This window comes from Streptomyces sp. NPDC059443 (assembly GCF_042750105.1).
Classification (GTDB): domain Bacteria; phylum Actinomycetota; class Actinomycetes; order Streptomycetales; family Streptomycetaceae; genus Streptomyces.
In genome coordinates this window covers 81,903-96,463 of the sequence record NZ_JBHYVM010000030.1, presented here as the reverse complement: position 1 = coordinate 96,463, position 14,561 = coordinate 81,903, and the positions used below count along the sequence as shown (strand labels likewise).

At 73.8% G+C, this 14,561-nt stretch carries 12 protein-coding genes, 1 tRNA gene and 2 pseudogenes; 5 read left to right on the top strand and 10 right to left on the bottom strand.

Annotation, left to right across the window (positions count from 1 at the left end; all coding sequences use genetic code 11):
* Positions 1–154: 154 nt before the first annotated feature.
* Entirely contained in the window at positions 155–1,915 is a 1,761-nt protein-coding gene (locus ACFXDJ_RS26355; protein WP_384850480.1) for a putative bifunctional diguanylate cyclase/phosphodiesterase, read from the bottom strand.
* A 376-nt stretch (positions 1,916–2,291) separates the two neighbouring features.
* Between ACFXDJ_RS26355 and ACFXDJ_RS26350 the strand changes: the two genes are divergently transcribed.
* Positions 2,292–3,551 (top strand): M6 family metalloprotease domain-containing protein, encoded by a 1,260-nt coding sequence (locus ACFXDJ_RS26350; protein ID WP_384661534.1) that lies wholly within the window; start codon positions 2,292–2,294, stop codon positions 3,549–3,551.
* Between the two features lie 69 nt (positions 3,552–3,620).
* Here ACFXDJ_RS26350 and ACFXDJ_RS26345 read toward each other — a convergent pair.
* From ACFXDJ_RS26345 to ACFXDJ_RS26330, 4 genes and pseudogenes are all read right to left on the bottom strand, one after another.
* Positions 3,621–3,694: transfer RNA gene (locus ACFXDJ_RS26345), tRNA-Lys, on the bottom strand.
* Positions 3,685–4,273, bottom strand: a pseudogene (locus tag ACFXDJ_RS26340) (hypothetical protein). Before ACFXDJ_RS26340 ends, ACFXDJ_RS26345 begins: the two are co-directional and overlap by 10 nt.
* A gap of 109 nt (positions 4,274–4,382) precedes the next feature.
* Positions 4,383–4,736, bottom strand: a complete 354-nt coding sequence (locus tag ACFXDJ_RS26335; protein WP_384661531.1) for a hypothetical protein — start codon at positions 4,734–4,736, stop codon at positions 4,383–4,385.
* Positions 4,737–4,871: 135 nt separating this feature from the next.
* Complete coding sequence (locus ACFXDJ_RS26330; RefSeq protein ID WP_384661528.1) at positions 4,872–5,432, bottom strand: NADPH-dependent FMN reductase; 561 nt, start codon at positions 5,430–5,432, stop codon at positions 4,872–4,874.
* Between the two features lie 105 nt (positions 5,433–5,537).
* Between ACFXDJ_RS26330 and ACFXDJ_RS26325 the strand changes: the two genes are divergently transcribed.
* Positions 5,538–6,050, top strand: coding sequence for a MarR family winged helix-turn-helix transcriptional regulator (locus ACFXDJ_RS26325; RefSeq protein WP_384661525.1), 513 nt, complete (start codon positions 5,538–5,540; stop codon positions 6,048–6,050).
* 25 nt (positions 6,051–6,075) lie between these two features.
* Here the strand turns inward: ACFXDJ_RS26325 and ACFXDJ_RS26320 are convergent, their stop codons facing one another.
* The 4 genes from ACFXDJ_RS26320 to ACFXDJ_RS26305 are packed head-to-tail and all read right to left on the bottom strand — an operon-like array spanning position 6,076 to position 11,147.
* Positions 6,076–7,449, bottom strand: coding sequence for an AAA domain-containing protein (locus ACFXDJ_RS26320; RefSeq protein WP_384661522.1), 1,374 nt, complete (start codon positions 7,447–7,449; stop codon positions 6,076–6,078).
* The gene (locus tag ACFXDJ_RS26315; protein WP_384850477.1) at positions 7,446–9,071 is read right to left on the bottom strand and encodes a hypothetical protein; all 1,626 of its coding nucleotides are present in this window, start codon (positions 9,069–9,071) and stop codon (positions 7,446–7,448) included. Before ACFXDJ_RS26315 ends, ACFXDJ_RS26320 begins: the two co-directional genes overlap by 4 nt.
* Positions 9,059–10,204, bottom strand: coding sequence for a hypothetical protein (locus tag ACFXDJ_RS26310; RefSeq protein ID WP_384850491.1), 1,146 nt, complete (start codon positions 10,202–10,204; stop codon positions 9,059–9,061). The genes ACFXDJ_RS26315 and ACFXDJ_RS26310 overlap by 13 nt, the downstream gene beginning before the upstream one ends.
* Entirely contained in the window at positions 10,185–11,147 is a 963-nt protein-coding gene (locus tag ACFXDJ_RS26305) for a phosphatase PAP2 family protein (RefSeq protein WP_384850474.1), read from the bottom strand. Before ACFXDJ_RS26305 ends, ACFXDJ_RS26310 begins: the two co-directional genes overlap by 20 nt.
* A gap of 153 nt (positions 11,148–11,300) precedes the next feature.
* Between ACFXDJ_RS26305 and ACFXDJ_RS26300 the strand changes: the two genes are divergently transcribed.
* Positions 11,301–11,897, top strand: coding sequence for a histidine phosphatase family protein (locus ACFXDJ_RS26300; RefSeq protein WP_384660308.1), 597 nt, complete (start codon positions 11,301–11,303; stop codon positions 11,895–11,897).
* 6 nt (positions 11,898–11,903) lie between these two features.
* Here the strand turns inward: ACFXDJ_RS26300 and ACFXDJ_RS26295 are convergent, their stop codons facing one another.
* Entirely contained in the window at positions 11,904–13,244 is a 1,341-nt protein-coding gene (locus ACFXDJ_RS26295; RefSeq protein ID WP_384850471.1) for a tetratricopeptide repeat protein, read from the bottom strand.
* A 346-nt stretch (positions 13,245–13,590) separates the two neighbouring features.
* Between ACFXDJ_RS26295 and ACFXDJ_RS26290 the strand changes: the two genes are divergently transcribed.
* A complete protein-coding gene (locus ACFXDJ_RS26290) occupies positions 13,591–14,016 on the top strand; it encodes a hypothetical protein (RefSeq protein ID WP_384660303.1) in 426 nt (141 codons plus the stop codon).
* A 127-nt stretch (positions 14,017–14,143) separates the two neighbouring features.
* A pseudogene (locus tag ACFXDJ_RS26285) lies at positions 14,144–14,561 on the top strand (spermidine synthase); the annotation flags it as partial.

Here is a 14,561-nt window from a genome sequence, read left to right as displayed (position 1 = left end):
GTCCCCCCCCGGGGGCCCCGCCCGTCGATCCTGGACCGTTTAGCCACTCGCACCCGCACCGGGGGCGGGGCCACCTCCCCCGCCCCCCCGGGGGGGGCTTCCCCACACCCCGCCACCCCCCCGGCACCGCTGCCTGCCGTGCCCTCCGTTCCGCCTAGTGCCGTGGCCGCGCGGCGATCATCTCCGCGATCAGTTCCGGGGCCACCGCCCGGGAGTACAGCCAGCCCTGGCCGGTGTCGCAGCCGACGCGGCGCAGCCGGGCCGCTTGGCCAGCCGTCTCCACGCACTCGGCCGTCACCGTCAGGCCCAGCCGGTGCGCGAGCTGGACCATGGCCTCGACGATGGTCTCGTCGGCCGGGTTGGGGTGGGTGCCCTCCTCGTAGCGGAAGCCCCGTACGAAGGAGCCGTCCAGCTTCAGCACCGAGACCGGCAGCCGGCTGAGGTAGGCGAGGTTGGAGTACCCGGTGCCGAAGTCGTCGATGGCGATCCGCACCCCCATGTCGCTCAGCGCCTGCAAGGCCTGGAGCGGCCGGCCCGCCGAACCCATCACGGCGGACTCCGTCAGCTCCAGCTGGAGCAGCTGCGGGGCCAGGCCGGTCTCGGCGAGGATCCCCGCGACGTCGCCGACCAGATCGGAGTCCCAGACCTGGCGCACCGCCACGTTGACGGAGACGAAGACGGGGGAGTCGCTGGGCTGCTCGATCTGCCAGCGGCGCGCCTGCCGGCACGCCGTGCGCAGCACCCAGCGCCCCAACTGGACGATGGAGCCGTCCTCTTCGGCGATGCCGATGAACCGATTCGGCGTCAGCGTGCCGAACTGCGGATGGTTCCAGCGCACCAGGGCCTCCACCCCGCGCACCACCCCGCTCTCCAGGTCCACCAGCGGCTGGTACTCCAGCATGAACTCCCCGCGCTCCACGGCCGGCCGCAGGGTGGAGGACAGGGCCTGGCGGGTCATCCGGTGCGCGTTGCGCTCCGGGTCGAAGAGGGTCCAGCGGGCCTTGCCATCCGCCTTGGCCCAGTACAGCGTGGTGTCCGCGGCCTGCATCAGCCCGGTCGCGGAGGTCCCCTCCGAGGCCCGTTCCACCACCCCGATCGAGGCGGAGACCGACAGCCGCTGCCCGGCCAGGTCGAACGGCTCCTGTACGGCGGCCAGTACGCTCCGCGCCAGGTCCGCGAGCTGCTCGGTGCCGGTGGAGTCCTCGACCAGCAGGGCGAACTCGTCGCCGCCGAGCCGCGCCACCAGGTGGCCGCCGGTGCGCCCGTAGCCGGACTGGTCGGCGCACTGGGTCAGCCGCTTGGCGACGGCCGTCAGCAGCCGGTCGCCCACCCGGTGGCCGAGGGTGTCGTTGACGGCCTTGAACCCGTCGAGGTCCAGGTAGCACAGCCCGATCCGGCCGGTGCCGCCGTGCTCGTACGAGGACGCCTCCAGGGCGGCGGAGAGCCGCTCGAAGAACAGCGCCCGGTTGGGCAGCCGGGTGACCGGATCGTGCATCTGGAGGTGGCGCAGCCGGGCCTGGAGGTCGCGCCGGTCGCTGATGTCGGCGACGGACAGCAGTACGTCGTTGCGGTCGCTCCCGGGGACGGGGCCCACGGTGACCTCGGTCCACAGCGAGTGCCCGTCGGGGTGCTTGATCCGGCGGGTGCAGCGCAGCCGGGCCTGGCGTCCGCGCAGGACCTCCTGGTACGCCTGCCAGGTGCGCGCCTCGGAGGCCAGGTCGACCAGGTCGGCGGCGGGCCGCCCGGTGAGGGCGTCCTCCTCGGCGCCGAGGAGGACGGCGAAGGCCTGGTTGGCGCAGACGACGTGGCCGGTGCGGTCGACGACGGCCATGGCGAGGTGGGCCGCCTCGAAGGCGGACCGGTAGTCGGCCGGGCGGTCGGCGGGTTCCGCCGCCGCCACGTGACGCTGTGTCATGGCCGGTCGGATGCCGTCGGCCGCCGAACCGATTCCTTCTGAGGTTCCGCTCACCGTTGGCTCCCGCAGTGCGTGTGAGTGTCCGTGCAGGAAAGTGTGCCGATCATAGAGGCTGCCGTAGGGCCCTATCCAGCGGCGCCGCCGTATGGGGCGCGGGAGTTCGGTGGGATGACGGATCGTCGGCCCCGGACCGCGTGATCGTTTCCGCACACCTGTGAGCATGCGGCGGCCGCCAGTGACCTCACCTGACCGGTCGTGACGTTCTGTAGGCGGGTGCGTGAAGCCCGGGGGTCACCGGCTTGCCCTAGTGCTCACTCGTGTGGGGCAGCGGAACAGGGCATTAGTAAGACAATCGCCCCAAGGTGGATGAAGAGGTATGAATCCACCACCGGAGGTCGATGTGCCGCGACAGCAGACACCCGGGGGAGTGGACCGCTCCCACTTGCGAACCACGGCGGCGGCGCTCACTTCCCTGGCGGCGCTCGCCGCCATGTCGCTCGTCGCGGGTCCCGCGGTCGCCGCCCCCGGAGCCGGACCCTGCGCGCTGACCCGTACCGCCGCCCACCACTCCCTGGGCCTGGACACCTGGAACGCCGCCTACCCCAAGCCCGTGCGCACGCTCAACGCGGTCATGGTCTTCCTCTCCTTCCCGGACCACCGCACCAACCTGACGACCGGGCAGCTCACCGCCGACTACTTCCCGGCGACCAGTCAGTTCTTCGAGCGGGCCTCCTACGGCCGCTTCCGCCTGGTCCCGCACCCGCAGAAGCAGTGGATCAGGATGCCGAAGCCGTCCACCGCGTACGGGATGCAGCGCGACTGGGCTCCGGCGGACCGCGCGGCGTACCTGCGGGACGCCGTCGCCGCAGCCGACCCCGAGGTGGACTTCTCCCAGTACGACATCGTCTACTTCGTCGCCGACCCGGAGGCCCCCGGAGTCGACTCGGACGCCACGAAGGTGGTCAACTTCGACCGCCCGATCGTCGCGGACGGTACGGAGCTGCGCCGCATCGTCACGGTCTTCGAGAAGCACCCGCCGGACCGCAACGTCCTCGCCCACGAGACCGGGCACGTCTTCGACCTGCCCGACCTCTACCACCGGCCGTCGGACGGCAAGGGCGACTGGGACACGTACGTGGGCGACTGGGACGTCATGGGCAGCCAGTTCGGCATGGCCCCGGACCTCTTCGCCTGGCAGAAGTGGAAGCTGGGCTGGCTGGACGCCTCCCAGGTCGACTGCGTGCCGATGGGCACCTCCCTGCACACCCTCCAGCCCCTGTCCGCGGCCCCGCCCCGGGGCGGTACGGGCGGAACCCGGCTCGCGGTGATCCGTACGGGTCCCGGTAGTGCGATCGCCGTCGAGGCGCGGGGCTCCGCCGGCAACGACGGGGACACGTGCACGGAGGGGGTCCTCGTCTACCGGGTCCGCAACGAGGCGGCCTCGGGCGGCGGGCCGATCGAGGTCGTGGACGCGCATCCGAACACGGAGGCCTGCTGGGACCGGTCGGTGTACCCGCCGCTGGCGGACGCGCCGCTGGAGGTCGGGGAGACGTTCACGGTGCCCGGGGAGCGGATCACGATCGAGGTGGCGGACCGGACCCAGTCCGGGGCGTACACGGTGAAGATCACGCGCTGAGCCGGGACGCGCGCGCCGAGCCGGGACACGAAGAAGGCCCCCACTCGCGTGGGGGCCTTCTTCCGTCTGTGCGCCGCCAGGGACTCGAACCCCGGACCCGCTGATTAAGAGTCAGCTGCTCTAACCAACTGAGCTAGCGGCGCTTGGTGACGAGGAAGACATTAGCACCCCGACCGCCGATCGGAAAAATCGATATCCGCAGCTCGGGCGGCCCGGACGAACGCCCACAGCAGGGCCTCGGGTCCGGGCAGCCAGGGCAGCCGCGTATCGGGGGCCACGAGCCACCGGGACGGCCCGGGGACGGCGGCCAGCGGGGGCACGGTGACGGCGTCGCCGCGGCCGTGGCAGAGCGGGGCGGCGACCGGAGCGCCCCATTCCTCCCAGGCGAGCAGAGCCGGGAGCCGGTGGGCGGTGCCGGGCGCGGCGAAGAGCAGCATCCGCCCGCGGTGCACGGCGGCGGGCCCGGAGCCGGGGCCTTCGGCCCACAACAGGTCGAGCATGCGGCGCCCGAGGACGAGCGTGACGTTGACGACGTCGAAGGCGGTCCCGCAGGGCAGCACGGCGGGCGACGTGGGCCGGGCCCGCCAGGCGGCCAGGGTGCCGCGGGGCCGCACCGACGCGGAGGCCAGCCAGGCGGCGCCGGTCGGGGTGACGTGCGTCGCGGGTGCGGCGCTCCGCGCGTCGCGGGTGTCGAGGGCGGGACAGTCGGTGAGGCTCGTCATATGCCAGGTCTACCCGGCGTAGCGGACCGATCTCCGGGAGTTACCGGAATCCGGGACAGTCCGCCCCCTGCTGCGGTATGTTGCGCCCCGCATATGCCGGCGCATATGCCTACGGGAGCTCGGGGGCGGTGCCGCGCAGCAGGGATTCGCCGAATTCGATCATCTTGCGGGCGTAGTCCTCGGTCCACTCCGCCTGCTCCGCGATCGCCGCCGGGGGCAGCCGGTCGAACCGCCTCGGATCCGCCAGCTGCGCCGCCGCCACCGCCTGGAACTCCACCGCCCGCTCCTGCGCCGCACGGAAGGCCAGCGTCAGCTCCGTCGCCCGGGCCAGCAGCTCCCGCGGGTCCTCGATCGATTCCAGGTCGAAGAAGTGCTCCGGGTCGGCGACGGCCTCCGGCGGCTCGAAGAGCAGCTGCGCGGGTCGCAGCCTTCGCTCGGCCTGCTGCCGCTCGGGCTCTGCCATGCGTGTCCTCCTGCTGCGCGTGAGAAAGGCTTCCGGCCCGGAACCGTCCGGGCCGGAAGATTCCGGGCCACCGTCCATTGTCCAGCCTCGCGCAAGGGCGCCCGAGGGTGCCCGCGGACCGGCGGCCCGGATTCCTCACGCGCCGACCGGAGTCCTCGTCAGCGCCGCCACCTCGTCCAGTACGCCGGCCAGCTCGCCCGCGAGGCCCTCCGGGGCCCGGAAGCCCTCGGCGGAGACCAGCCCGGTGATGCCCGGGACGGCCACCGAGGACTCGGCGGGCACCATGCCGACGGACTCCAGCACCGGCCGCAGCATCCGGGCGGCCGGGGCGCCGCCGGTGCCTCCGGCGCTGTAGGAGACGAGGCCGACGGGCTTGCCCCGCCACTCGTCGTAGAGGAAGTCGATGGCGTTCTTGAAGGGGGCGGTGAAGCCGCCGTTGTACATCGGCAGCACGAAGAGGAAGGCCTCGGCGGAGCCGGCCAGGGCGCTCCAGGCGCGGGTGTGGGGGTGGGTGTAGATGCCGCTGGAGGCGTATTCGGGCTCGTCGAGGAAGGGGAGCGCGATATCGGCGAGGTCCACGGGGGTGACCTCGAATCCGCCGTGCTTCCGGGCCCGGGCGGCGACCCAGTCGGCGAGGGGGCGGGCGGCCGAGGTGGGGCGCACGGAGGCGGAGACGACGTGCAGGCGGAGGGTCATGGCGGGGCTCCTCGGAAGTTGTTGACGTGTCACCAATAAGACTCTGAGATGGGTGACGTGTCAACCAGATAGATGACATGTCATCAACCGGTCTAGACTCCACCCATGACCGAGAACGAGGGCGGGAACGAGGGCGAGAGCGAGAACGAGGGCGGGCCGCGCTGGCTCACCGCATCCGAACAGGACGCCTGGTACGCCTGGCGTCGCATGTTCCCGCTGGTCAACGCCGACATCGCACGCGACCTGACCCAGGACAGCGCGCTCTCCGAAGCCGACTACGACGTCCTGTCCGTCCTCGGCTCCACCGACGGCCACCGCATGCGCATCTCCGCCCTCGCCGTCCTCATGCAGTGGTCCCGCAGCCGGCTCTCGCACCAGCTCACCCGCATGGAGCAGCGCGGGATCGTCCGCCGCGAGGAGGTGCCCGGTGACGGCCGCGGCGCCGAGGTGGTGCTCACCGACCACGGCGTGACCACGATCACGACGGCGGCCCCGCTCCACGTGGAGTCGGTCCGCCGCCACTTGATCGACATCCTGACCCCGGAGCAGCTGCGCACCTTCGCCGAGGTCGGCGAACTCCTGCGCACCCGCCTCGGCGTCGAACGCAAATCGCGTTAGGGACACCAGGGCCGCCCCGGCCGCGTCAGGGCTTCCAGCTCACCCGGTGCTCCGCCAGGTGCGCCAGTACCGAATGGTTCGCCTCCCAGCCGTCCGGGAACTTCACCGTCACGCCCAACTGCACCGGTTCCGTCGACGGGTGCTCGTCCAGCAGCTCCGCTATCCCCGCCCGGGCCACCACCACGCACGCGTGCCGGTGCCGCGAAGCGAGCACGCACAGCCGGCCCGTCTCCAGGTGGAAGGCGGTGGCGTCCGGGCGCCCCGACAGGGGGTGGAGGACCACCGTGAGGTCGTACTCGCGCCCCTGGAGCCGGTTCGCCGTGTCCACCGTGACCCCGGTGACGCCCAGCGCGGCCAGTGCCGCGCGGACCGCCGCCGCCTGGTCCCGGTGGGCGGTGCCGACCGCGATCCGGCCGGCCGTCAGCGGGGCCGGGCCGCCGGGCTGTTCGTCCACCGTCACCGCACCCCGGTCCAGTGCCCGGCGGACCACCAGGGCCACCGCCCGCACCGCCTCCGGGTCGGTCCGCGGCGTGTGCCGGGCCGGGAGCTCCAGCAGCCCCCACCCCGATGCGGCGGCCTCGTCCAGCACCCGGTCGGGGCCCGAGCCGTCGCCGGCGACCCCGTAGGACAGCCGCCGCTCGCCCGGCCCCGTACCGCTGCGGAACCGCGTGTACGGGTAGAACGCGCGGGAGACCAGCGGCGCGGCCGAAGCCGGCAGCCGCCACGACACCGGCAGCCGGTGCTGCGGCAGGTCCGGGTTGTGGGCGAGGAGGGTGGAGACCGCCGAGGCGGAGGGGTCGTAGGACAGGCCCGCCCACTGCTCGGCGCCGACCACGCTGAAGGGGTCCAGCTGCCCCGGGTCGCCCACGAACAGCGCCCGGTCGAACAGCCCGGCCACGGCCAGCAGCGCGTCCGAGCGCATCTGGTACGCCTCGTCCACGATGGCGTGCTCCCACGGCTCCACGTCCTTGACCCAGGCCCACTTGGCCGCCGTGGAGATGGTGACCGGCAGTCCGGCCAGGTCCCCCGGTTTCGACGACAGGACCACCGAGTCCAGCTCGCGCAGCGCGGGGTCGTAGGCCTCGCCGTCGCTGCTGTGCAGCCGGCCGACCTTCAGCTCCGGGTCCTTCTTGTGCAGCCGCAGCACCAGGTCGTCCACCTGCGCGTTGGTCTGCGCGACCACCATCAGCCGGCGCCCGGCCGCCGCCAGCTCCCGGGCCGCCCGCACCACCAGGGTGGACTTGCCGGCCCCGGGCGGGGAGTCGACGACCACGCCCCGCGCCGTGCCGTGCAGGGTGTCGCGCAGGATGGCGTCGGTGGCCCGGTCGGCCGCACCGCCCGGATCGAAGGCGGCCGGATCGACGGTGCCCGGATCGATGGTGCCCGGATCGAAACTCACAGCAGGTCCTCGTCGGTCACGGCATCGGGCAACGGCAACGGCGGCGCGGCGGCGGAGCCGGCGCTCAGGTGCGCGGGCGGGCCGCCGTGGGTCCACGGGGTCCGTTCGGGGTCCGGCAGCTTCGGGCCGCCGCGCGAGTCGTGCTCGAACAGGGTCCAGCACACCCGGTCGCCCTTCTCCGGCACCGAGCCCGCATCCGGGTCCTTGCCGCGGCCCATCTTGTCGAGGAGGCGCAGCACCGCCCGGCCGTCCTCGTCCCAGCGCACGAACTGCGCGCTCTGCGGGCGCCCGTCCAGCGAGCGGTACACCTTCGCGCCGCCGCCGCCGCCGCCGCCGCCGCTGCCGCCCTCGCCGCCGTCCGCGAGCTGCGGCCGGTCCTCGGTCGCCACCGTCACCAGCGGACGCGGGCTCGGCCGCTTCGACTCCGTCCACTCCATGACCACCTCGGTGACCTCGCCGGCGAAGGCCTCGCCCGCGAGCCGCCGTCCGGCCATCACCAGGGGGTCGTCCAGCGCCTCCTGCGCGTCGAGCCTGACCTGCTCGGTCTCCCGCGTCGCCAGCTTCTGCGCCGCCGTCACCGCGTCGTCGCGGCGCGGCTGCGGAGGCTCGCCGGCCCGGACCCGGTCCCGGTGGCCGGTGTACGACCAGCGGTCGCGCGTCCAGCGCTCCTCGGCCCGCTCGCCGACGGGCAGTTCGCGCAGCAGGTCCAGCGACTGCCAGACCGAATGCCAGGTGCTCGCCATCTGGGACACGACCAGCCGCCGGATCGCCCGCTCGGCGAGCCGCGGCCCGTCCCCGTCCCGGGGCTCGGTCGCCCGCGCCGCGTCGAACTTCGCGATCGCCGGGGCCAGCAGCTTGTTGTCGAAGGCGGGATCGGTGGCCGGACCGGCCGGCGGGACCAGCAGCTGGCCGTCCGGCCCCCGGCCGACTTCCACGGTCCGCGCCCACTCGGCGCCGGACTTGCCCTGCGGCGGGTCGATCCACGCCAGCAGTGCTTCCAGGTGCTGGTCCTCCAGGCTGCTCTGGCCGGTCGCCCAGTGCCGGGACAGCAGGTCCGTCGCCGACAGCAGCATCGAGGAGCCGGGCACCCGCGAGCGCTCGGCGAGGTGCGTGAACCAGCGCCCCAGCAGCGGCACCTGCGCGGGCGCCGGGTACGGGTTCTCGGGATCCTCCTCGGCGGTCCGCCGGAACCGCATGGACCGGCCCAACAGCCGTACGTACTCGATGCCCGCACGGCTCGGCACGATCAGCTGCGGCGCGTCCACGCACAGCTCGGCCTCCACCTTGACCCGCTTGCCCGTCTCCGGGTCGGTCTCGGTGCGCTCCGCCGGCTCGACCGCGTCCGCGTACCCGTCGATGTACGGCACGATGTTTCTGGCCAGCTCCCCGAGGAACTCCCAGCGCATGTTCCGGTCGCGCGGCTGCGGTATCACCAGGATCTGCGGATCCTCGGGATCGGTGCCGAACATCGCCCCGAGGGGCGCCCCGGCCTCGCCCGCGGTCGTCAGCGGTACGAAGACCAGCGGCTCCGCGCTCAGATGCCGGTGCCGTACGGTCGTCAGCGGCCGGGCCCGCCCCGCGCGGACGGCCTCCAGCCGGGCCAGGGTGTTCAGCAGGGACATTCGACGACCTCCGGGCGGATCCGGGCGGGGGCCTGTTCCAGGGCCTCGGCGCGCAGCCGGGCGGCGTAGCGCAGGGCGACCGCGGTGGGGTCGTCCGGGCATCCGTCATCCGGGCAGCCGTCGCCCCCGGCCGCCGCGAGGGCGGCTTCGACGGTGGTCAGCGCGCCCAGCTCGCCCCGTACCGAACGGCCGAGCGCGGTCACCTCACCGGCTCCGCGCGCCCCGTCCCGGCAGTGGAAGGCCAGCTCGCAGGCTGCCAGGCACTCGGGGGCGTAGGAAGCGGACACGGCCGAGACGGCCTCGCTCAGCTCCTCGGCGGACCGCGCCGGGTCGAAGTCGAGCCCCTCGGGCAGGGCCGCGGCCAGTTCCTCGACCCGGGTGAGGCGCTCCAGCTGGCGCCGGGTCACGGAGAGCTCGCGGCGGACGTCCACGGGGGAGGCGGTGGGCAGGTTGGAGAAGTCCTTGGGGCAGACCAGCAGCACGGTGTGCCCGACCTCGGCGCCGGTCACCTTCCCGGCGGTCCGCTCCAGGGCCAGTACGTAGACGGCGGCCTGGCGGGCGGCGGCGCCCACCTTCGCGGCGTCGGCGGCTCCGTCGATCATCGGGAACGATTTGATCTCCACGACGGTCCAGCGGCCGTCGGGGTGCACGACGACGGCGTCCGGCTCCAGATAGGCGGGGGAGCCGGCCACCTCCAGGGCGAGCATGGGGTGGTCGAGCAGGGTCCACGTCGCGGCGGCGGTCGCGTCCCGCAGCGCGAGCGCGGTACGGGCGGCGCGGCCCTCGGGCCCGGCGGCGGTCAGATCGGGCACGGGGGAGGGTACGGGGGAGTCCGCCCCGGGCGGTTCGGACCCGGCGGCCAGGTGCGCGTGGACCAGCCGCAGCAGCTCGGCGCCGCCGTCGCCCTTGACCTTGGCCTCGAAGGAGTTCCCGCGCACGATGGCGAACTGCGACTGCCCGAAGGAAGCCGGCGAGCCGAGCGCCGACGCCAGGACCGTCTTGTCCACGCCGGCGCCGTCGAGCAGGGCGCGTCTGCCGCAGCCGGGGTTGGCGGCGAGGGCCGCCAGCGCGCGGGCGTCGAGCGGGCGGCGCGGGACGGCGGGGCCGCGCAGGTCAGCGAGCCGCTGCCACAGTGCCGTCGGGCGCTGCGCCGTCGGGGCTGTTGCCGACGCCAGCCGGGTCGTCGGCGGTTGGGCCGTCTGTTGCGGGGTCTTCGGCGGCTGACCGCTGGGCGGGTAGGAGCTCACCCGCGGAAGTGTCCCATCCGCCACTGACAATCGTGGACTTACGGCGGAAACCGGCTGTTCGGGTGGTGTGCGGGCCGGAGCGGCCGGACCAGCCGGACCCGCCGGTCCAGCCACGCCCGGCCAGGGAGCGGGCGGCGAGGAGTCCGGCGCCCATGACGGCGGCCCCGGCGACCGCGTCGAGGAAGTAGTGGTTGGCCGTGCCCATGACCACGAGGGCGGTGACGGCGGGGTACGCGGCTCCGAGCGCCCGGAGCAGCGGGTGGCGCCCGTACCGCCACAGCACGATCCCGCACCACAGGGCCCACCCCACGTGCAGGCTGGGCATGGCGGCGAACTGGTTGGTGAAGGCGCCGAGTCCGCGCGGGGCGCTGGCCTCGCCGCCCCACCAGCCGTAGGCGCTGTACCGGGCCATGGTGTCGGTGAAGCCGTACGGGGCTTCGAGCAGTCGGGGCGGGCAGGTCGGGACCAGGGCGAAGCCGATGAGCCCGAGGAGGGTGGAGAGCATCAGCCACGTACGGGCGAATCGATACTGCACGGGGCGGCTGCGGTAGAGCCAGACCAGCACGGCCGGGGTGACGAGGTAGTGCAGGGAGGCGTAGACGAAGTCGGCGGGTATGCCGAGCGCGCCGTGCTGGGTGAAGAGCCGGTTGAGCGGCCGCTCGAAGTCGATCCGCAGGAGCTCCTCCAGGCGCAGGATCGCGAGCCCGTGGTCGACGGCGAGCCGGACGTCGCCCCGGGCGAGGAGCCTGCCGCCGGAGTAGGCGCCGTAGACGAGCCCGAGGAGCAGCAGCTCGGCCCACCAGCGCGGGGGTTGCCGCCGATTGGTCATGCGACGTATGACGTACGTGAAGCGGCCGAGGTTGCACGCCGTTCATGTGATGGATGATGGTCGGACGACGGAATCCCCGCAAAGCCGTGCGAATGGTTCCGCCGCGCCGCCCCTTTCCGTATCCTTTTCCGCCCCTCGACCGGGAGAACTCACATGGCCCCCCGCATCCTCCTGGCCCGCCACGGCCAGACCGCGTGGTCCCAGCTCGGCAAGCACACCGGACGCACGGACGTGCCCCTGCTGGAGGAGGGGAAGCGGGGCGCGAAGCTGCTCGGCGAGCGCCTGGCCCGCGATCCGTGGGCGAGCCTGCGCGGCCTGGAAGTCCGCACCAGCCCCCTGGTGCGCGCGAGCGAGAGCTGTGACCTGGCCGGCTTCGGCATCCAGGCGGAGCCGTGGGACATGCTCATGGAATGGGACTACGGCGACTACGAGGGCATGACCCCGGCCGAGATCCAGGCGGTCCGGCCCGGCTGGCTGATCTGGCGCGACGGGGTTCCGGGCGGCGAGTCCGTCGCGGACGTGTCGGCCCGCGCGGACGAGATCGTCACCTGGGCGCGCTCGGCCGAGCGCGACGTCCTCGTCTTCGCCCACGGTCACATCCTGCGCACCCTGGCGGCCCGCTGGCTCGGCTTCGAGGCCTCCTTCGGCGCCCGCATCCGCCTGGACCCGACCTCGCTGTCGGTCCTGGGTTGGGCGTACGGGGCTCCCGCGCTGGAGCGCTGGAACGACACGGGGCACCTGGACGCGTAGCCCGGCTCAGGCCGACGCGTGGCGGGTCAGGAACGCGCCCACGCGGGGGGAGCGCTGGTGGGGGACCAGGGTGCGGGCCGTGGCCGCCAGCATCGACTGGATGCGGGTCGACTGGACCTCGGCGAGGAGGTCCAGTACCCGGCCGCCCGCCCAGGAGGCCTCGTCGGGGGCGCCCGCGTGGGCCAGGTTGTCGGCGAGCTCCGCGGTGTAGAGGGCGACGTTGCGGGCGAAGTGCGGATCCTGGAGGTCCGCCGCCCGGCGGGCGTGCCGGGCCGCGCGGGCGTGCTCGCCGAGCGCCGCCCAGCAGCGGGACTCCAGCGACTCCAGCTCGGCCTCGCCGAAGAAGGACATCCACTCGGGGTCGGCCCCGGCCGCGCCGCGCGAGAACTCCGTGTGCGCCCGGGCCAGAGCCTCCTCGCACGCCTTGCGGTCCGCCAACCCGGCCCAGCCCCCGGCCTCGCGCAGCGCGAGGAGCGAGAGGAGCCGCGGGGAACCGAGGGAGCGCGCGGCGCGGCGGCCCGCCTGGGCCGCCCGTACCGATTCGCGCGGCCGCCCGCAGTCCCGCGCGAGGAACGCCATGTTGCTGAAGGCGTGCGCCTCCAGCCCGGCGTCCCCCGAGACCCGGGCCGTGGCGAGCGCCTCCGCGTAGTGCGAGCGGGCGTCGTCGAAGCGGCCCGAATCGTGCGCGAGCCAGCCCACCGAGATCGCCAGCTCGCCCGCGCCCGCGTGCAGCCGGTCCTCGGTGGACTGTCGGGTGGCCCCCGCGTCGAGCAACGCGTAGGCGGTGCGCAGGGGTTCCGAGGCCCGCCGGTACAGGGCGTCCGCCCCGTGCCGGTCGTCCAGCAGCCGGATCTGGCGTACGGCGTCCTCGACGGCGTCCGCCTCGGCCTCGCCGGCCCGGGAGGGGAGCCGGCGGGTGTCGCCGAGCAGGGTGAGACCGATGGTCGCGGCCGCCACGGTCGCGGAGCCGCCCGCCATGAACGCGCGACGCAGCACGTCGCTCTCCTTGAAACGCGAAGAGGAAAGGGGGTTGGAACGTTGGGTGAACGGGGAGAAGGGCGAGACCTGCTCGCGCTGGGCCAGCCGGCCGCGCACCGTCTCCCGGGGGGAGAATCCGAGATCGGCCAGGGTCCGGCCGGGGAACATGTGGAGGAAGACCCGCTCGTAGGCGTAGTTGGGGCAGCGGATCTCGCCGGACTCGACCCGGCCGATGTAACGGGCGTCGCAGGAAACGGTTTCGTCGATCTCCTTCGCCGCCCTGCGCACCATCGCGGCGAACTCGGCCGGGGAATGCTGACCGCGCAGCCGCCGGAAGGTGGAATTGGGTGAGTGGGGGGACGCCGCCATGGACGTGGCCTCTCTGGGGCAAGGGACGCGCTGCCGGTGTGACTGCCTGACGCCGGCCGACTTGCTGCCGGCGTGACGGTGATGACGGTGACGGTGTTGCGGGGTGCCCGGCGGGCATGAACGTACCGCCAGCGGAGGCCGGTTGACGCGGTGTTTGGCTACAAAACGGATATCTCACCCGCGATCCGCCATGAACTGCCATCCTTTGCAGCGTCTTGCCGCCGCACCTGTTGACGTCCCCGTGCGTTGAACCCATGCGGAGTGGGAGGAACCTTTCTCGGTTCCCGGCCCCCTCCCGCGAGGCTCGTACGCGGATCGAGGAGGGGTTCCCTTGGTGGAGGGCGGCATGGAGAGCACTGGAACGAACACCGCGCCCGAGCCCGGCGCACCCCCGATCGCCGGGGCCCCGGATCTGGTCACCGTGCCCACCCGGCAGGGGCTGGAGGCCGTGGACATCATCCGGCGGGCCGCCGGACAGGTGGGCAGGGCCAGCCAGGCCGGCGGCGTCGGCCCGGTCCTGCACGACGGCTCCGGCAGCACCCTCGGCTTCCTCGTCCCGCCCGGCACCGCCGACGCCTGGGACCTCCCGGGCAGCGCCTGTACGCAGACCAACGGGCGCGGCATGCGGTTCGGCGACAGCTCGCCCACCTCGGGGGGAACCGGCTGGCTCCTTCCCCCCGAGGCCGTCGGGCCGGTCACCGACCCGGAGGTGCTGCGGGCGGCGCTCGGCGAGGCGGCCCGGCTGATCGAGGCCGCGGACAACTGCCGCTGACCGCTCCGGACCTTCGGCGAGCAGCCGTGTGGCGGGACTGACCAGCCATAATGGAAACGTGGCAGGCAAGGGCAAAGGCAACGACAAGCGGCGCGGGCGCGAATCCTCCGAGGCGATCGCCGGGCAGGTGGACGGCGGCGAGGCCGCGCTGGAGCCCGACCGGGAGCGGCCGCGCGCCTGGACCCTGCTGATCGACGGAGCCCCGCAGTCGCACGTGGACCTGGACGACCCCGGGTACCTGGACTTCTCCTACCAGCGCCGGATCGGCCACCTGATCGACCTCTTCGGCCCGGCCCGCAAGCCCCTGAACGTGGCCCACCTCGGCGGCGGCGCCTTCACCCTCGCCCGCTACACCGCCGCCACCCGCCCCCGCTCGTCCCAGCAGATCGTGGAGATCGACGCCGGGCTCGTGGCCTTCGTACGGGAACACCTGCCGCGGGGCCCCGCGCCCCCCGGGCGCCCGCCCGCGGCGGCCGCCCCCCCCCGGGCGGGGCCGCTCAACCCCACGGCGGGGGGCGCGGGGTGTGGACGAGCGGGTTAGGACA